Origin of the sequence: Actinocorallia sp. B10E7, from assembly GCF_039871655.1 — a bacterium.
Lineage (GTDB): Bacteria > Actinomycetota > Actinomycetes > Streptosporangiales > Streptosporangiaceae > Actinocorallia.
The window spans coordinates 354,625-371,836 of record NZ_JBDPLZ010000006.1 but is presented as its reverse complement, the minus strand read 5'-3'; the positions used below and the strand labels follow the sequence as shown (position 1 = coordinate 371,836).

Annotated in this window: 20 protein-coding genes; 12 read left to right on the top strand and 8 right to left on the bottom strand. The window is 70.5% G+C overall.

Annotation, left to right across the window (positions count from 1 at the left end; all coding sequences use genetic code 11):
* Positions 1 to 13 precede the first annotated feature (13 nt).
* Positions 14 to 595, top strand: coding sequence for a TetR/AcrR family transcriptional regulator (locus ABGB12_RS23485; RefSeq protein WP_347681373.1), 582 nt, complete (start codon positions 14 to 16; stop codon positions 593 to 595).
* Here ABGB12_RS23485 and ABGB12_RS23480 read toward each other — a convergent pair.
* The 4 genes from ABGB12_RS23480 to ABGB12_RS23465 are packed head-to-tail and all read right to left on the bottom strand — an operon-like array spanning position 577 to position 3,358.
* Positions 577 to 717, bottom strand: coding sequence for a hypothetical protein (locus ABGB12_RS23480; protein ID WP_347681371.1), 141 nt, complete (start codon positions 715 to 717; stop codon positions 577 to 579). The genes ABGB12_RS23485 and ABGB12_RS23480 overlap by 19 nt on opposite strands.
* A 48-nt stretch (positions 718 to 765) precedes the next feature.
* Positions 766 to 1,551 carry an FAD:protein FMN transferase gene (locus tag ABGB12_RS23475; protein ID WP_347681369.1) on the bottom strand — a complete coding sequence of 262 codons (786 nt, stop codon included), beginning with the start codon at positions 1,549 to 1,551 and terminating at the stop codon, positions 766 to 768.
* On the bottom strand, positions 1,541 to 1,993 hold the full coding sequence (locus ABGB12_RS23470) for an FMN-binding protein (protein ID WP_347681367.1): 453 nt from the start codon (positions 1,991 to 1,993) through the stop codon (positions 1,541 to 1,543). Before ABGB12_RS23470 ends, ABGB12_RS23475 begins: the two co-directional genes overlap by 11 nt.
* A gap of 12 nt (positions 1,994 to 2,005) precedes the next feature.
* Entirely contained in the window at positions 2,006 to 3,358 is a 1,353-nt protein-coding gene (locus ABGB12_RS23465; protein ID WP_347681365.1) for a ferredoxin reductase family protein, read from the bottom strand.
* Positions 3,359 to 3,494: 136 nt separating this feature from the next.
* Between ABGB12_RS23465 and ABGB12_RS23460 the strand changes: the two genes are divergently transcribed.
* The 6 genes from ABGB12_RS23460 to ABGB12_RS23435 all read left to right on the top strand — a co-directional run bounded on the left by ABGB12_RS23460 (position 3,495) and on the right by ABGB12_RS23435 (position 9,823).
* Positions 3,495 to 4,250, top strand: coding sequence for a response regulator transcription factor (locus tag ABGB12_RS23460; protein ID WP_347681363.1), 756 nt, complete (start codon positions 3,495 to 3,497; stop codon positions 4,248 to 4,250).
* On the top strand, positions 4,247 to 5,722 hold the full coding sequence (locus ABGB12_RS23455; RefSeq protein WP_347681361.1) for a HAMP domain-containing sensor histidine kinase: 1,476 nt from the start codon (positions 4,247 to 4,249) through the stop codon (positions 5,720 to 5,722). The genes ABGB12_RS23460 and ABGB12_RS23455 overlap by 4 nt, the downstream gene beginning before the upstream one ends.
* A 120-nt stretch (positions 5,723 to 5,842) precedes the next feature.
* Complete coding sequence (locus ABGB12_RS23450; RefSeq protein WP_347681359.1) at positions 5,843 to 6,676, top strand: NAD(P)-dependent oxidoreductase; 834 nt, start codon at positions 5,843 to 5,845, stop codon at positions 6,674 to 6,676.
* A complete protein-coding gene (locus ABGB12_RS23445; protein WP_347681357.1) occupies positions 6,660 to 7,040 on the top strand; it encodes a carboxymuconolactone decarboxylase family protein in 381 nt (126 codons plus the stop codon). Before ABGB12_RS23450 ends, ABGB12_RS23445 begins: the two co-directional genes overlap by 17 nt.
* A gap of 208 nt (positions 7,041 to 7,248) precedes the next feature.
* The gene (locus ABGB12_RS23440; protein ID WP_347681355.1) at positions 7,249 to 8,874 is read left to right on the top strand and encodes a DEAD/DEAH box helicase; all 1,626 of its coding nucleotides are present in this window, start codon (positions 7,249 to 7,251) and stop codon (positions 8,872 to 8,874) included.
* Positions 8,875 to 9,037: 163 nt separating this feature from the next.
* Positions 9,038 to 9,823 (top strand): polysaccharide deacetylase family protein, encoded by a 786-nt coding sequence (locus ABGB12_RS23435; protein ID WP_347681353.1) that lies wholly within the window; start codon positions 9,038 to 9,040, stop codon positions 9,821 to 9,823.
* A gap of 1 nt (position 9,824) precedes the next feature.
* On the opposite strand, the gene ABGB12_RS23430 is transcribed toward ABGB12_RS23435, so the two are convergent.
* Both ABGB12_RS23430 and ABGB12_RS23425 read right to left on the bottom strand, forming a co-directional pair.
* On the bottom strand, positions 9,825 to 10,592 hold the full coding sequence (locus ABGB12_RS23430) for an acyltransferase (RefSeq protein ID WP_347681351.1): 768 nt from the start codon (positions 10,590 to 10,592) through the stop codon (positions 9,825 to 9,827).
* A gap of 80 nt (positions 10,593 to 10,672) precedes the next feature.
* A complete protein-coding gene (locus tag ABGB12_RS23425; protein WP_347681349.1) occupies positions 10,673 to 11,311 on the bottom strand; it encodes a hypothetical protein in 639 nt (212 codons plus the stop codon).
* 263 nt (positions 11,312 to 11,574) lie between these two features.
* Here ABGB12_RS23425 and ABGB12_RS23420 point away from each other — a divergent pair, with 263 nt between their 5' ends.
* Positions 11,575 to 12,102: a peptidylprolyl isomerase gene (locus ABGB12_RS23420; protein WP_347681347.1), complete on the top strand. Its 528-nt coding sequence runs from the start codon at positions 11,575 to 11,577 to the stop codon at positions 12,100 to 12,102.
* Positions 12,103 to 12,115: 13 nt separating this feature from the next.
* Positions 12,116 to 12,958 (top strand): rhomboid family intramembrane serine protease, encoded by an 843-nt coding sequence (locus ABGB12_RS23415; protein ID WP_347681345.1) that lies wholly within the window; start codon positions 12,116 to 12,118, stop codon positions 12,956 to 12,958.
* Between the two features lie 100 nt (positions 12,959 to 13,058).
* Here ABGB12_RS23415 and ABGB12_RS23410 read toward each other — a convergent pair whose 3' ends face one another.
* A complete protein-coding gene (locus ABGB12_RS23410) occupies positions 13,059 to 13,319 on the bottom strand; it encodes a cell division protein CrgA (RefSeq protein WP_347681343.1) in 261 nt (86 codons plus the stop codon).
* A gap of 150 nt (positions 13,320 to 13,469) precedes the next feature.
* Here ABGB12_RS23410 and ABGB12_RS23405 point away from each other — a divergent pair, with 150 nt between their 5' ends.
* The 3 genes from ABGB12_RS23405 to ABGB12_RS23395 are packed head-to-tail and all read left to right on the top strand — an operon-like array spanning position 13,470 to position 14,931.
* Positions 13,470 to 14,114 (top strand): class E sortase, encoded by a 645-nt coding sequence (locus ABGB12_RS23405; RefSeq protein WP_347681341.1) that lies wholly within the window; start codon positions 13,470 to 13,472, stop codon positions 14,112 to 14,114.
* 9 nt (positions 14,115 to 14,123) lie between these two features.
* On the top strand, positions 14,124 to 14,291 hold the full coding sequence (locus ABGB12_RS23400; protein ID WP_347681339.1) for a hypothetical protein: 168 nt from the start codon (positions 14,124 to 14,126) through the stop codon (positions 14,289 to 14,291).
* Complete coding sequence (locus ABGB12_RS23395; RefSeq protein ID WP_347681337.1) at positions 14,278 to 14,931, top strand: aminodeoxychorismate/anthranilate synthase component II; 654 nt, start codon at positions 14,278 to 14,280, stop codon at positions 14,929 to 14,931. Before ABGB12_RS23400 ends, ABGB12_RS23395 begins: the two co-directional genes overlap by 14 nt.
* A 138-nt stretch (positions 14,932 to 15,069) precedes the next feature.
* Here the strand turns inward: ABGB12_RS23395 and pknB are convergent, their stop codons facing one another.
* Positions 15,070 to 16,980 carry a Stk1 family PASTA domain-containing Ser/Thr kinase gene (pknB, locus tag ABGB12_RS23390; RefSeq protein ID WP_347681335.1) on the bottom strand — a complete coding sequence of 637 codons (1,911 nt, stop codon included), beginning with the start codon at positions 16,978 to 16,980 and terminating at the stop codon, positions 15,070 to 15,072.
* Positions 16,981 to 17,212: the final 232 nt, after the last annotated feature.

The following is a 17,212-nucleotide window of genomic DNA, read 5'->3' as shown; positions in this document are numbered from 1 at the left end:
AGGTAGGAGTCCCGTGCCGAAAATTCAGGCGGCCACCGTAGTGGAGCACCGCGCCATGCAGCGCAGAGCCATCCTGAACGCGGCACGGGACATCCTCGCCCAGGGCGGGAGCGAGACGCCGAGCCTGGCCGCGGTCGCCAAACGCACCGGCCTGGCCCGCTCCAGCATCTACCAGTACTTCAGCTCCAAGGACGACCTGCTGGAAGCCGTCATCGTCGACATGTTCCCCCGATGGGCGGCCTACGTCACGGCGCGGGTCGAGGAGGCGGACACCCCCGCGGACCGTGCCTTGGCCTACGTGGACGCCAACCTCCATCTGGTGGCGTCCGGCGAGCACGCCATCGCCCGCGGGCTGGCCTCCTTCGCCCGCGCGGAGGTCCTGGCCGAGTCCAGCAAGGTCCTGCACGACCAACTGCGCACGCCTTTGGACGAGGCGCTCATCGCTCTGGGCTGCGACGATCCCGGGACGATGGGCGAGCTGATCCAGGCCGTCGTCCAGCGCGCTTCCGTGCTGCTCGAGAACGGCACGCTCTCCGAGGACAGGGCCCGCGCCCTCACCCACGAGCTCTTGGAGCCCTACCTCCGCCGCTCCTGACCGTCGCCCCGGACGCTCCGGTGGAGGCGGCGGAGGACGAGGAGCCGTCCGGGGACGAGCAGGAGCCAGGTGAGCTCGGCCGCGACGAGTACCCCGTCGGAGAAGGCATTCAGACGCTCCACCTCGAGCCGGAAGATCCGCGCATGACCCGGAGCCGGTGCCCGGCTCTCTCAGACCGCGTGGCAGGGCGCCCCGAGAGGGGCGGCGAAGGGGAAACCGGGCGTCGACCAGACGCGGTGGTCGGCGGTGACGGCGTAGGCGTGCAGGCCGGGCCTGGACCTGAGCCAGTCCTCGGCCTCCTCGCCCATCGCGAACACGGCCGTGGCCAGGGCGTCGACCGTGGCGAGACGACGGCCCACGAGGGTGAGGGACAGCAGGGCGGAGGCGGGCCGTCCGGTGCGCGGGTCGGTGATGTGCGCGCCGCGTTCGGCGGTGCCGGAGGTCGCGACGGCCAGATCCCGGCCCTCCACGACGGCGGCCACCGCTTCGTGGTCGGCGGGGTGGGCCAGGCCGATACGCCACGGACGGCCCGGCGCGGCCTCGCCCCGGGTCTGGACGTCCCCGCCTCCGTTGACGCAGTGGTCGAGCGCGCCCGCCTCGTACAGGAGGTCGGAGGCCCGCTCGACGGCCCAGCCCTTGACCAGGCCGCTGGGGTCGAGCCGCCCGGCCGGCGTGCTGCTGAACCGGCCGCCGGTCTCCTCGGAGAGCTCGCGGCACCGGTCCAGGACCTCGCGGACCTCCGGAGCGCACTCCCCGACGGTGAGTTCGCCGCGGCCGAGTCGGCTGATCTGGCTGCCGGGCCGGTAGGTGGAGAACAGGGCGTCCACGTGGTGGAGCCAGGCGACGGCGGACGTCAGGGCCGCGTGGATCTCGTCCGTCGCGGGGGTGCGGACGTCGAAGGAGAACACGGTGCCCATGGCGGGTTCGACCAAGCGGAGGGAGGACTCAGCGGACACCGGCTTGGTCCAATGCGCTCTGCAGAGACCGGCGGTAGCCCTCGCTGGTGTACGTGGCCCCGGAGAGCGTGTCGATCTGGGCGTTTCCGGCGGCCATCGTCCTCTCCGTCAGCCGGGGAAGGGCGAACCTGGAGATCGCGACGGACTTGCGGTCCTCGTCGGGATACCGCAGGACGTCGACCTTGGCCAGCGCGCCGTCCCGCACGGTGATCCTCACCTGCACGGTGCCGAACTCGGTCTGGACGGCGTCTCCGATGAAGGTGCCGTTGCCGGACGTGGCGGTCGGACCGGCGGGCTGGCTCGCCCGGGTCTCCGGGCCGGGCACGTCGCCTGTGGACAACGGTGCCGAGGCGTTGTGGAGCGTGCTCTCATGGGGTTTGAGGGAGAGCAGCAGGACGATCCCGGCGAGGGTCGTGCCGGTGGTGATCAGGGCACGGCGCATGGTCGTGACTCCTCAGAATTCGAAGGACTCGTGATGGATCCGATGGCGGGGGACTCCGGCTTCGCGCAGCGCGGTCCGTGCCGCCCGCGCCATGCCGGGCGGACCGCACAGGTACACGTCCCGGGTGGGCAGGTCGGGCACCACCCGCCGCAGCGAGCTCGCGGTGAGCGGCAGCCGGTGCCCGGCGGGCTCGTCGACGAAGAAGACGGCTCGCGCTCCCCGGGCCGCGGCGAGGGCTTCGAGTTCTTCGCGCAGGGCCAGGTCCTCGGGGGTACGGGCCAGGTAGACCAGCGTGAGGTCGCCGGGGAGCGTCTCGAACAGGGCGCGCAGCGGGGTGATGCCGACTCCGCCGCCCAGCAGCAGGGCGCGGCCGCTCTCCATCCGGTCCGCGGTGAGGGCTCCGTAGGGGCCCTCCGCCCAGATCCGGGTGCCGGGCCGCAGGTCCGCCAGCGCCGCGCTGTGGCGGCCGGCCGCCTTCACGGTGATCCGCAGCAGGTCCGGTCGGGGCGCGGCCGACAGCGAGTAGGGATTGGCGGCCCACCACAGGTCGGGCGCCAGGAACCTCCAGCGGAAGAACTGGCCGGCGCGGGCGCCGAGCTCGTCGAGCCTCCGTCCGGTCACGTACACCGACACGACGCCGGGGCTCTCCACCCGGACCTCCGCCACCCGCATCCGGTGCCGGAAGGCGATGACGATGGGCGTCAGGAACCGGTACCAGGCGAGGAGCGCCGCGGCCGAGAGGTACAGCGCGTACCAGAACACCCGGGCGAGGGGGGAGGCGACGAACTGGGCACCGAGGACCAGCTGGTGCGAGAAGGCGGCGAAGACCGCCAGATAAGAACTCATGTGGATCAGGTGCCACGCCTCGTAGGGCAGCCTGCGCCGGGCCGCCCGCGCCGAGGTGGCGCCGACCAGCAGCATCAGCAGGAACCCCAGGGTGCCTTTGAGCATCTCCGGGTAGTGGAGGACGTCCACCGTCTGGGTGACCGGGTCGGTCCGCGAGGTCAGCGTGTAGCCCCAGAGGATCGTCAGGGTGTGCGCGAGGGCGAGGCCGACCGTGTAGCGGCCGGCCATCGCGTGCCAACGGGCCAGCCGGTCGGTGCCCACGTGGTGTTCCAGCACGGGGATCCGGGCCATGAGCAGGAGCAGGACGGCCGCGCCGTAGCCGGCCAGCAGCCCGGTGATCCGGCCGCTCTCGGTGAGCCAGCCCGCCGGGCCGATCACCGAGGGGGTGGTCCGCCACCACAGCAGCAGGACGGCCAGGGCGCCGAGCCCGGCCACCGGCCCGGGCAGGAGGGCCGCGAACCGCGGGGGCGCATGGCCGGCCCGCGGGGCGGTGGTGGGTTGAGGGGCGAGAGCGGTCATGGCGGCCTCCCGGGTCGTCGGCTCCGGCCATCCGACGCCATGAACTTCTGTGATCCCTCTGAAAAGGGGTGTTCCGCGGGGTTCCAGCGGATTCTCAGAGGGAATTCAGAGGTTCGAGGAGCAGGCTGGGCACACCATGGCGAGTAACGACCTTTCTCCCGGCCCGTCCGGCCCGTCCGGCCCGCAGCGCGCCGACGGCGGTCCCGTCCGGGTGCTGGTCGTCGATGACGAACCGGACATCACGGATGTCCTGTCTCGGATGTTGCGGTCGGAGGGCTGGGCGGTGGCCGCCGCCGCCGACGGGAGGGCGGCGCTGGAGCTGGCCCGCGAGTTCCGGCCCGACGCGGTGATCCTCGACATGATGCTGCCGGACCTGGACGGGTTCGCCGTCCTCAGCCGGTTGCGTGCCCTCTCTCCCGAGGTATGTGTGCTGTTCCTCACCGCGCGGGACGCGGTCGAGGACAGGATCGCGGGCCTCACCGCGGGCGGGGACGACTACGTCACCAAGCCGTTCAGCCTCGAAGAGGTCCTGGCCCGGCTGCACGGACTGGTGCGCCGCGCGGGCGTCACCCGCCGGACGGAGCGTCCCGGGCTGCTGAAGGTCGGCGACCTGGAACTCGACGAGGACGCGCGCGAGGTGGCACGCGGCGGCGAGCCGGTGGAGTTGACGCCCACCGAGTTCGAGCTGCTGCGCTTCCTCATGCGCCATCCGCGCCGGGTACTGAGCAAGGCCCAGATCCTCGACCACGTCTGGAGCTACGACTTCGGAGGGCAGGCCCATGTGGTCGAGCTCTACATCAGCTACCTGCGCAAGAAGATCGACGCCGGACGCGCCCCGATGATCCACACGGTGCGCGGGGTCGGCTACGTGCTCCGGCCGGGTGCGCGGTGAGGTCGCTGTGGGCCCGCCTGACCCTGGGTCTGGTGCTGCTGCTGGCGCTCAGCTCGCTGACGGTGGGCGTGGCGACCGCGGCGGGGCTGAACCACTTTCTGACCGGGCGGCTGGACGACCAGCTCGCGGCGGACGGCGGCCGTTTCGCGGCGACGCTGGAACACGGGGCCGAGGAGAGACGGGAGTACGGGCTCTCTTCGGACACCCGCGGCGAGGCCGAAGGCACCCTCGGGGCCCGGCTGGTGGACGGCGAGATCGTCCACGTGGCGATCGTCAAGGGGCGCGGCGCCGAGCCGGTCTCGCTCACGGCCGGGGACAGCCGGACGCTCACCGGGCTCACGCCGGGCGGCCAGGCACGGACGGTCGAGTTCTCCACGCTCGACCACTACCGGGTGAGGGCGTTCAAGGGGCGTGACGGCGACGTCATGGTCACCGGGCTTCCGGTGCACGATCTGGAGGGCACCGTCCGGCGGCTGGCGCTGGTCGAGCTGACCGTCTTCACCGTCGTGCTGGCGGCGGCCGGGGCCGCGGGGGCGTTCTGGGTGCGGTTCGCGCTCCGTCCGCTGAGGCGGGTGGCGACGGTCGCCTCCAGGGTCGCTGAACTGCCGCTCTCCGGCGGCGAGGTCGCGCTGCCGCAGGGCGTTCCCGAGACCGGGTCCGCCACGGAGGTGGCCCGGCTAGGGGCGGCGTTCAACCGGATGCTCCAGCACGTGGAGGACTCGCTCAGCCGCAGGCAGGCCAGTCAGGAGCGGCTGCGGCGTTTCGCCGCCGACGCCAGCCACGAGCTGCGCACCCCCGTCGCGACGATCCGCGGCCATGCCGAGCTCGCGCTGCGGGAGATCTCCTCTCCGTCCGGCCGTACCGGCGGCGAGGTCTCCGACGACGTCGTCCACGCGTTGCGGCGGATCGAGGCCGAGTCCGCACGGATGGGCCATCTCGTGGACGACCTGCTACTCCTGGCCCGCCTGGACACGGGCCGTCCCCTCGCGGACGAGCCCGTCGACCTGACCAGGCTCGTCCTGGACGCCACCAGCGACGCCCGGGTCGCGGGGCCCGGCCACCGCTGGCGGATGGAGCTCCCCGAGGAGCCCCTGCTGATCCGGGGCGACGAGAGCCGTCTGCACCAGGCGATCGCCAACCTTCTGGCCAACGCCCGCGTGCACACCCCGCCCGGCACCACGGTCACCGTCCGCCTGTCCGCGACCGCGGACCAGGCCGTCGTGGAGGTCCACGACGACGGTCCCGGCGTCCCCGTGGACCTCCAACCCGAGATCTTCGACCGGTTCGTCCGCGCTGACCGCTCCCGCGCCCGCAGCTCCGGCGGCACCGGTCTGGGTCTGGCCATCGTGCACGGCATCGTCACCGCCCACGGCGGCCGCGTCGAGCTCGTCGGCGTCCCGGGGGACACGGTCTTCCGGATCCTGCTTCCCCGCCGCGGTGCGCCGGACGGCGGCCCGTCCGGCGAGTGTTGATTTCCGGGGTCTCTCCTCTTGCGCCGGATCCGGTACCGGACTGTAATCTGGACAGGTGTCCAAAACAATCGTTTGGTCTGCACGGTCTCCTGTCCCCGGTCCCGGCGAGGTGCTCTTTCGATGATCGGTTTCGTCGGCCTGGGCCAGATGGGCGCCCCGATGGCCGGGCACCTGGTGGAACGCGGTGTGATCGTTCACGACGTACGGCCCGAGGCGGTACGGGAGCTGGTGGACAAGGGCGCCAAGGCGGCCCGGACCCTGGAGGACCTCGCCGAGGCCGGGCTCGTCGAGCTGATGGTCCGCGACGACGCCCAGGTCAGGGAGGTCTGCGCCGTCCTCCTCCCCCTGCTCTCCCCCGGGTCGGTCATCGCGATCCACTCCACGATCCGCGCCGGGACCGCGGTCGACCTGGCCGCCGAGGCCGAGCCGCACGGCGTGGAGATCGTGGACGCCCCCGTCAGCGGCAGCTTCCTCGGCGCGCACCAGGGCACCCTCGCCGCCATGGTCGGCGGCTCCGAGCAGGCCTTCGCCCGCTGCCAGGAGGCCTTCTCCCCCTGGGCCGGGCTCGTCGTGCACATGGGCCCGGTCGGCGCGGGCACCCACGCCAAGCTCGCCCGCAACCTGCTGCACTTCGTGGCCTTCACCGCGGCGGGGGAGGCCCAGCGCCTGGCCGAGGCCGCCGGGGTCTCGCTGCGCAGGCTGGCCCGGGTGGTGCGGCACAGCGACGCGATCACCGGCGGCCCCGGTTCGATCATGCTCAGGTCCGAGACCGGTCCGCTGTCCCCCGACGACCCCCTGCACGACGTCTACGCGCATGTCCTCGCCCTGGGCGACAAGGACCTCGCCCTGGCCCTGGAACTCGCCGGCGAGCTGGGCGTCGAGACCCCGCTGACCGCGCTGGCCGCCGACCTCCTGCCCGAATCCCTGGGAGTGCCCCGTGAACGACAGGCGTGAACTCGGCCTGCGGAAGATGACCGAGGTCTACGGCTTCGATGTCACCGACAGCCCGGGCGACGACTTCTTCGGCTACACCGTCGACCACCTCTTCGCCGAGATCTGGACCCGCGAGGGCCTGTCCATGCGCGACCGCAGGCTGCTGCTCATCGGCCTGCTGGCCGGGCGCGGCCTCAACGACGTGCTGGACCTCCAGCTCCCGGCCGCCCTCGACAACGGCGAACTCGACGCCGGTGAGCTGCGGGAGATCGTCATCTTCCTCACTCACTATGTGGGCTGGCCGCTGGGCGCCAAGCTGAACGGGCAGGTGGAGACGTTGATCGCCCGGCGGGCCAAGGCGGCGCGGAAGGACGAGGGGTCCTAGTCTCGGGGCGAGGGCAGGTATGCTGAAGAGCTGTTGTAGAAAACAAAGGCATAAAACCCTGTTTTCTCGACGTTAGTTCAGTGTTCACCCATTTCACGGTGTGCCGCTCGTCGGCCGCCGGGCTCGTCCTTGCAGCGACCCCTCTTCATTCGTGTGCCGTCGGCACAAGGGGCCTCCCGAGACGTGCCCCCCTCTCGGAAGGCTGTACGTGTCAGACGTATCCCCTGCCCTGTCCACCCCCGCCACGGAAGAAGAGAACCTGCCCTCCTTCGCGGAACTGGGCCTGCCCGCCGCGCTGGTCGACTCCCTCGCCCGCAACGGCATCACCCACCCCTTCCCCATCCAGGCCGCCTCGATCCCCGACGCGCTCGCCGGACGGGACATCCTGGGCCGCGGTAAGACCGGCTCGGGCAAGACCCTCGGCTTCGGCCTGCCCCTGCTCACCCTGCTCGCCCACCAGCAGGCCCGGCCCAAGAAGCCGCTCGGCCTGATCCTGGTGCCCACCCGCGAGCTGGCCCAGCAGGTGCAGACCAACCTGGAGCCGCTCGGCCGCGCCGTCGGCCTGCGGATGAAGACGGTCATCGGCCAGACCTCGATGCCCCGCCAGATCGACGCGCTGCGCCGCGGCGTCGAGATCCTGGTGGCCACCCCCGGCCGCCTCAAGGACCTCATGCGCCAGGGCGCCTGCGACCTGTCGGACGTGCGCATCGCGGTGCTGGACGAGGCCGACCACATGGCCGACATGGGCTTCCTGCCGGACGTCACCGACATCCTGAACGAGGTCCGGCCCGGCGGGCAGCGCATGCTGTTCTCGGCCACCCTCGACCGCGAGGTCGACGTCCTGGTCAACAAGTACCTCAACGACCCGGTCACCCACGCGCTCAGCGAGATCGACGACACGGTCGACACGATGGAGCACCACCTTCTCCTGGTCCCGCCGAAGGAGAAGAACACCATCACCGCCGAGATCGCCAACCGGGCGGGCCGGACGATCCTGTTCGCCCGCACCAAGCACGGCGTCGACCGGATCGCCAAGCAGCTCACCTCGGTCGGCGTGCGCGCGGCGGGCCTGCACGGCGGCAAGTCGCAGAACCTGCGCACCCGCACGCTGGCGGAGTTCCGCGAGGGCCGCATCAGCGTCCTGGTCGCCACGGACGTCGCCGCGCGCGGCATCCACGTGGACGACGTCACCCTGGTGCTGCACGTCGACCCGCCGGCCGACCACAAGGACTACATGCACCGTGCCGGCCGCACCGCCCGGGCGGGGGAGAAGGGCACCGTCGTCACGATGGTCCTCTCCCACCAGGTGCGGGCGACCACCTCGATGATGCGCCGCGCCGGCATCCAGGCCGAGCGCGTCAAGGTGACCTCGATGGACCCGGCGCTGGTCGCGCTGACCGGCGCGCGTGAGCCGTCCGGAGAGCCCATCCCCGAGCCGATCATCCCCGAGCAGGAGAAGCGCTCCGCGCGGCGCCAGGGCGGCGGCTTCGGCGGCCGCGGCGGCCCCCGCAGGGGCGGAGGCGGTCCCCGCCGTTTCCGTGACGGTGAGGGAGGCGGCTCCGCCGAGGGCGGGCGCCGTCCCTACCGGGGCGGCCGTGAGGGCGGCTTCGAAGGCGGCGGCACCGGTACCGGCACCGGCACCGGTTCCTACAACGGCGACGGCAACCGCGGCGGCGGCCGCCCCTACCGGGAGCGCAACGACCGGGAGGGCGGCGGCCGTCCTCCCTACCGGGGCTCGAGCCGGCACACCGGCGGCGGCAACGGCGGCGGCAGCGGCAGCGGGTCCGGCGGCGGTGACCGTCCGTATCGCCAGCGTCGTTCGACGACCGCCTGAGCGGGTTTCCACCGACTGATCGGCGCAGGCCGGGTCCCTTACGGGCCCGGCCTGTGTCATTCTTGCTTTCTTACTTTTTCACCGTTTGTGGCGACAGGGTTCTAGACTCCGATGGTCATGGTGGCCGCGAAGAATGCGGGGATCTGTGCGCTGGGGCAGGAGGATGGCGATCGGTGTCGCCGGGCTGGCGGGACTGATGCTGCTGTCAGGGGCGTCGGTGAGCGACGCCCATCGGGTCGAACGGACCTCCGCCGAGCTGAACCGCTCGCCTGAGGAAGAGTTGCTGCCTCCGCTCCCCACCCTCCCGGCCTCCTTCGAACGCCCCAGGACGGACTGCAAGAAGCTGAAGTGCGTGGCCCTGACCTTCGACGACGGGCCGGGACCCGACACCGAACGGCTGCTGGAGATGCTCTCCGAGGCCGAGGCGAAGGTGACGTTCTTCGTCATCGGCCCGCAGGCCATGCAGTTCCCCGAGGTCCTGCTGCGCGAGGCCGAGGACGGGCACGAGGTCGGCAACCACACCCAGCGCCACCTGCAGCTGACCGCCGAACCCGGCAAGGTCGTGCACCAGGAGCTGGACGGCACCACCAGGATCATCAAGAGCATCCTCGGCTTCGAGCCGACCCTCTTCCGCCCGCCGTATGGAGCCACCGACAAGCGGGTCGAGAAGGAGGCGCGGAAGAAGGACATGTCGGTGATCCTCTGGAGCGTGGACACCGACGACTGGCGCCACAGGAACAGCTCCGTCGTCGCCCGCCGCGCCATCCGCGGACTGCACCGGGGCTCGATCATCCTGATGCACGACATCCACCCCACGTCCGTGGACGCCGTGCCCCGCATCCTCAAGGAGGCCAGGCGCAGGGGCCTGACCCTGGCGACCGTCACGGACGTCCTGGCGGCCCTGGAGGGGGAGAAGCCCAAGCCCGGCAAGAAGTACCTGGGCCGCTGACTCAGCCGGCCTGCTCCCGCCTCGCGCGGTCCGCCTCGTTCTCCTCGCGCAGCTTGTCCTGGAGCTCCTGGAGCCCGCGCATGCCCTCCACGGACAGCAGGGCGAGCTCTTCCGCGGTGATGAGCTGCGGCTTGTTCTTCAGCGGAGGCAGCCAGCCCTCCTCGGAGTCGTACCGGCGGACCATCTTCGCCGGCACGCCCGCGATCACGCAGTTGTCGGGGAACTCGCCCCTGACCACCGCGCCGCCGGCCACGGCCACGTTCCTGCCCAGCTTCGTCCCCGGCAGGATGATCGACCCGGTGCCCAGCCAGCACCCGTCACCGATCTCGACCGCGCTGTTCTCCGGCCACTGCCGGCCGATGGGCGCGTCGATCTGCGCATAGGTGTGGTTCTGGTCGGTGATGTAGACGTAGGGGCCGGTGAAGACGTCGTCGCCGATGACGATCGACTGGTGGCCGACGATGTGGCTGCCCCGTCCGATGGAGCAGCTCTCGCCGATTTTGACGATGACGTCGGGGCCGAGGTCCAGCCCCGGTACGAAGCCCGCCGAGATGGACACGTGCGTGCCGACGAGGGTGTGGGCGCCCACCGAGATCCAGGGTTCGCCGAAGATGGCGCCCTGGGGGAAGGCGATGCACACGCCCTCGCCCAGATGGTGGAAACGTTTGCCCCCGGGGGAGGCGGGGCTGATCTCGCCCAGCCTGCGGATCAGTGCGTAGGCCCGGTGCACGGCCTCTCCGGCCAGCCGGCGCGCGCCATCCTTCAACATGGGGGTAAAGGTACATGCATATAAAAAAGGGGCTACCCGCCGGTAGGACGGGTAGCCCGAAAGCGCAGTTCATCCGGGGCTCACGCGGTCCCCGGACCCCCCGCTCCCCGGGTGCCCCCCGGAGTCGAGCCGCGGCCGGTCTCGCCGTAGGCGGAGCCCGGGGCGGTCGGGCTGTAGGAACCCGAGAGCGTCTGCTCCCGCCGGTAGCGCTCCGACTCCAGGCTCTCCTCGGGCTCCAGCAGGTGCTGCATCTGGTGGCGGCGCCGGGTCATCATCACCGCGACGGTGGCCCCCGCCACGCAGGCCGCGAGGGTGCCCATCATCGTGTTGCGGGTGTTGCGGCGGCGACTGGACGGCTCGATCCAGGCGGCGGTGCCGCTCAGAGCGGAGCCGATCTTCGGCGCCATGCTGCCGTTGAAGTAGACGGCGGCGCGCTCGATCCGCGGAGCCGTCCAGCCGCGGGCGGCGGTCACCCGGTGGGCGGCGATGCGACGCGCCGCGATCGAGGCGGGGATCATCCAGCCGATGACCTGGGTGGCCGTCGTCTGAGCCTGGTTCACATCGGCCTGCGTCCGGTACATCCCCGTCCGCAACCGGGACGTGCCGGCCTTCGTGCGTGCCGCCCCGGTGCGCGCCCGGGACCTGACCTGGGACTTGGCAAGGGACCTGGCGACGGAGCCCCGGCTCCTCACGCCCATCATGCCCGGACTCTTCCTCACACCCGGCAGGCTGGAGTTCCGCATGGCCCCGGTCACGCCCCGGGTTTTCAGCCGGAACCTCCGGTCGACCCCCTTGGGCGTCCTGCGAACGGAAAGACGCATGGACACGTTTCCTCCCCCGAATAGCTGACGGTCCTGAAAACTCCCTTCCCCGGGCTTGAGGCATCACACCTTCCCCGGCACACGTCACACCATGTGAACTCGCGGCCCGGGGGTCGTGGCAGGATGGCTGGGTCGGCGCTGACAATCATCCAGGAGGAGCCATGGCCGAGACACTCGCGACGTTCAACACCAGCCAGGGAAAGATCGTCATTCGTCTGTTCCCGGAGCTGGCACCGAACACGGTCGCCAACTTCGTGGAGCTGGCCGAGGGCACCCGTGAGTGGAAGCACCCGGAGACCGGCGTCGTCTCCAAGACCCCGCTCTACAACGGGACGATCTTCCACCGTGTGATCGACAACTTCATGCTCCAGGGCGGCGACCCGCTGGGCAAGGGCATCGGCGGCCCCGGCTACGACTTCGACGACGAGATCCACGCCCAGAACAAGTTCGACCGCCCCTACCTGCTGGCCATGGCCAACGCGGGCAAGCGCGGCGGCCGGGGCACCAACGGCTCGCAGTTCTTCATCACCACCGTCCCGACCCCGTGGCTGAACAACGGACACACCCTGTTCGGCGAGGTGGTCGAGGGCCAGGACGTGGTCGACGCCATCGGCAAGACCCCGACGGGCCCGAACGACCGTCCGCTGAAGGACGTCGTGCTGGAATCGGTGACGATCGAGCGCCGCTGACCGTTGTACTGACGTGACGGACATTCCCCCGGCCCCGGAAGAGACCGGGGTGCCCACCTGCTACCGGCACCCCGGACGTGAGACCTACGTTCGCTGTACTCGTTGCGACCGGCCCATCTGCCCCGACTGCATGGTCGAGGCGGCGGTCGGCTTCCAATGCCCGGAATGCGTCAAGGCGGGCAACCGCGACGTGCGGCACGCCGCCGGCAGGTTCGGCGGTGAGGTGGCCACCTCACCGCGGCTGACCTACGCGCTGATCGCGGTCAACGTCGCGGTCTTCCTGCTGCAGTACGGGGTGGGCGATCCCGGCCGGATCCGGTTCGACTTCGGGCTGTTCCCGCCGCTGGTCGCCGAGGGCGAGTTCTACCGGCTGGCGACCTCGGCCTTCCTGCACAACAGCCTGGCGCATCTGCTGCTCAACATGTGGGCGCTGTGGGCGGTGGGCCAGTCCCTGGAGTTGTGGCTGGGCAGGGCGCGTTTCCTCGCCCTGTACGCGGTGAGCGCGCTGGGCGGCGCGACGCTGGTCTATCTGGCCTCGCCGCTGCTGTCCAACACGGCGGGGGCGTCCGGCGCCATCTTCGGCCTGTTCGGCGCGGTCTTCGTGTTGTCCCGCCGGATGAACCTGGACATCAGGCCGATCGCCTTCGTGATCATCCTGAACCTGGTGTTCACCTTCGTGTGGTCCGGCATCAGCTGGCAGGGCCATCTGGGCGGGCTGGTCGCCGGCGGGCTGCTGGCGTTCGCGTACGCCTACGCGCCCCGGGAGCACCGGAACGCGGTGCAGTGGGGCACGACCGCCGCGATCACGGTGCTGATGCTGGCGCTGATCGCGGTGCGGACAGGTGCCCTGACCTGAGGATTGTGGATAACCCAGACAGCCTGGGGACAACGTGAGCCGTTGTCCCCAGGCTGTGGAAAACATTCGTGGATTGAGCCACGCGAAACCTGGGTAAAGGCTAACGCCACTTGGTGGACAGGATCACCCCGAAGATGATCAGGGTGAAGCCGATGCCCAGGTTCCAGTTGCCCAGGTCACTGATCAGCGGCACGTCGGAGCCGGTGCTGGCCGCGACGTAGTAGGTGGCGATCCAGCCCAGGCCGATCAGCCAAGCGGCGAGCATGACCGGGACCAGCCAGCGCGGAGTGACGGCTGCCTTCTCGGTGGCCCTTACGGGCGGGGTGTAGACGGCCTTCTTGCGAGTCTTGGACTTGGCCACGGGTAGTCTCCTCAACGAACGCGGGGTCGCGCGTCTCTCCCGCGCAAACGTCCAGTCCGCCGAATTCTAATCGCTCCCGCACGCGGGCGCAGCGTCCCCGCGGGGTGAGCGCGCCGCTGGTAGGTTGATCCAGGTGAGAGGGCTTCGTTGATGCGCGGACTCATCAAGGTTCTGGGCGAGTTCTTCATCACCTTCGGGCTGGTCGTGCTGCTGTTCGTGACCTACGAGCTGTGGGGGACCGGCCGGTACACCCAGGCGCACCAGGAGACGCTCGCCGAACAACTGGACCAGAAGTGGTCCGAGCCCGCCGCGCCCCATGTCACCACCGAGAAGGTGAGACTCGGCGACGGGCTGGCGCTGATCCGCATCCCCAGGTTCGGCAAGGACTACAGGTTCGTGATAGTCGAGGGCACCTCGCCCGCCGATCTGCGGCGCGGTCCCGGCCACTACGCGAAGACGGCGCTGCCGGGCCAGATCGGCAACTTCGTGGTCTCCGGCCACCGGACGACCTACAGTGCGCCCTTCAACAAGGCCGACAGGCTCAGGGCCGGCGACGAGATCCTGATCGACACCAAGAAGACCCAGTACGTCTACAAGGTGACGAAGCTCCAGATCGTCGCGCCCACCCGGATCGAGGTGACCGCGCCGGTCCCCCTCCACCCGGGGAGGAAGCCGAAGAAGAAGCTGATCACGCTCACCACCTGCCATCCCAAGTATTCTGCGGCGCAGCGGCTCATCGTCTTCGGTGAGCTCGACCGGCAGCTCCCCCGTGTCAGCGACGGGGGCCAGAAGTAAGGCAGCCCGATGTACCTGTGGATCTGGCGTCACCTCCCGGCCAAGAGTCCCTTCGCCAAGGCCGCGATCGCGGCGGCGCTCGTCCTGGCCCTGGCGGCCCTGCTCTGGTACGTCGTCTTCCCCTGGGTGGAGCCGCAGATCCAGTTCGACCAGGGGACCATCCATGAGGACGGCTGAGCGCGTCCTCGTCGTCGACAACCGCGACAGTTTCGTCTACAACCTCGTCCAGTACCTGAGGGAGCTCGGCGCCGACTGCCGGGTCCTCGACCGGGACGAGGCACGTCTGGAGCACGCCTCAGGCGTGGACGGGGTGCTGCTCAGCCCCGGTCCGGGCCACCCCGCCGACACCGGCGTCTGCCTGGAACTGCTGGCCGCGGCCGGGCACGGCGGCCCGCCCGTCCTGGGCGTCTGCCTCGGACACCAGGCGCTCGCTTACGCGTGCGGGGCGCGGGTCGGGCCCGCCCCGCGGATCGTCCACGGGCACACCAGCGAGATCCACCACGGGGGGCGGGGGGTCTTCGCGGGGCTGCCGTCGCCGTTCCGCGCCACCCGGTACCACTCGCTGGCCGTCGACCCCCGGACCGTCCCCGCGGAGCTGGAGGTCACCGCCACCACCCCCGACGGCGTGATCATGGGCCTGCGGCACCGGACGGCCCCGGTGGAGGGCGTGCAGTTCCATCCCGAGTCCGTCCTCAGCGAGCACGGACACACCCTGCTGCGCACCTGGCTGCACTCACTCCGTCCGGGAGGGGCTCTTTCTTCACGTTCTTTCCCGGAATCTGTAACAACGGGTCCTTCCGTGACGAACTCCCTATGAGGGCTTCCGCCATCGCCCCCGAGTGGCGGAAGCCCTCATCGTTTGCCCGGAACCGCGCGGGCCGACCCTGACCATGACAACGAAGAGCCCCGGGCCTCTCGGCCCGGGGCTCTTCTGCGTTCTCACCTCAGGATCGGATCACGGCGCGAAGGGGTTGGTCCCGTCGTTCTGCTCCGGCGGCAGGCCCGGGTCCGGCTGGGCCGGGTCCGCAGGCGTCTCCGTCGGCGGGACCTCCTGCTGGGCGGCGATGTAGACCACGATCGAGCTGGTCACCGGGACCTCGGTGCCGGGCGCGATGTTGGTCGAGAAGACCGTGCCCGGCGGGTAGGTGGCATCCGGAGGAGTCTTCTCCACGAATGTCGGCTTCTTGGTGAATCCGGCGTTCTGGAGTGCGGCGATCGCGGTCGCCTGATCCATCCCCTTCAGCTCGGGCATCTGGGCCTTCTCCACGGCCTTGGCCACGAAGACCTTGATCGTCGCGCCCGGCGCCACCGACGAGCCGGGGGCCGGATCGGTCCTGATGACCGATCCCGGCTTCACCTTGGCGCTGGTCTCCTCATACCGCTCGACCAGCAGCCCCAAGCCCTTGAGCCGTTCCTCGACGGTCTCGAACGGCTGGTTCACCAGCCCGCCGGGGAGCGTCACCTTCTCCTTGCCGGTGGAGACGAGCAGGGTGACCGTGCTGCCCTTCTCGGCCTCCTCCCCCGCGGCCGGGTCGGTGCTGATGACCTTGCCCTTGGCGACGGTGTCGCTGGACTGCTTGTCGGCCTCGACCTTGAAACCCTGTCCCTGCAGGACGCTGGTGGCCTCGCTCTGGGACATGCCCGTGACGCTCTCGATCGCCACCAGATTCTCGGTGTTCTTGTCGCCGTCGTCACCGCCGCCGCCGGTCAGCAGCACGGCCAGGCCGGCGAAGACACCGACGACCACGACCGCCAGCAGCAGCCACAACGCGGCCTTCTGCGCCTTCTTGCCGGGCTCGTCGTCGTCGGAGACGGCAGGGCGCCGCCCGCCGTGCTGGGTGGCCTCGTCATACCGGACGGGCGGCAGGTCGTCGTACCCGCCCTGTCCGGCGTAGGTGGCCGGACCCACCGGCTGCTGGACCCTGGTCGGGCCGCCGGGGACCTGGCCCATCACCTGGGTGCCGGCCATCGGCGGCGGCACCACCATGGTCGAGGTGCTCTGGGAGGCCACCTGGACGCCCTGCATGGCCCGCTGGATGTCGGCGCGGAACTCCGAGGCGCTCTGGTAGCGGTGAGCCGGGTCCTTGGCCATCGCCTTCAGCACGATCCTGTCGGCCCACTGGGGGATCTCCGGATCGATCTGGGACGGCGGGATCGGCTCCTCCCGTACGTGCTGGTAGGCGATCGCGACCGGCGAGTCCCCTTGGAAGGGGGGCCGGGCGGTCAGCAGTTCGTAGAGCACGCAGCCGGTGGAGTACAGGTCGCTGCGCGCGTCGACCCGCTCGCCGCGGGCCTGCTCGGGCGACAGGTACTGGGCGGTGCCGATCACCTGGGCGGTCGCCGTCATGGTGGCGGCGGAGTCCGACATCGCGCGGGCGATGCCGAAGTCCATCACCTTGACCTCGTGGTTGCGGGTCAGCATGACGTTGGCGGGCTTGATGTCCCGGTGGATGATCCCGCCCCGGTGGGAGTAGTCCAGGGCGCGCAGGATGCCGTCTACGATCTCCAGCGCGCGCTCGGGCCGCAGCCGCCGCTCCGCGCCGTTCTCCGGCCGGATCAGCTCGCGCAGCGTGTGGCCCTCGACGTACTCCATGACGATGTAGGGCACGGGTTGGCCGTTGAAGTCGTCCTCGCCGGTGTCGTACACCGCGATGACCGACGGATGGTTCAGTGAGGCGGCCGACTGGGCCTCGCGCCGGAACCTGGCCTGGAACGTGGCGTCCCTGGCCAGATCGGTGCGGAGGGTCTTGATCGCGACGGTGCGGTCGAGCCGGAGGTCGCGGGCACGGAACACCTCGGCCATGCCTCCGCGCCCGATGACCGCACCGAGCTCGTAACGGCCGCCCAGCAGCCGAGGCTGTGTCATGTCTCGCAGTTCCTTTGATCCGAGTCAAACCTTGTTACCCGAACCTAGCGCCCGAGTGGTAGTGCTTACGGGATCGGGTTCGATGTGAAGTTTCGTTGTGGTAATCGTTACGGACGGGCCAACGGCGTCGTAAGGCGGGCTTGCGGTGGTCGTAGGGGGCTGCTCCGTCAGTTCTGATGTGACCGGACTCTCGGGGGGCGAAACCGAGGCGTTGCTCTCCCCGAAAGGCGCG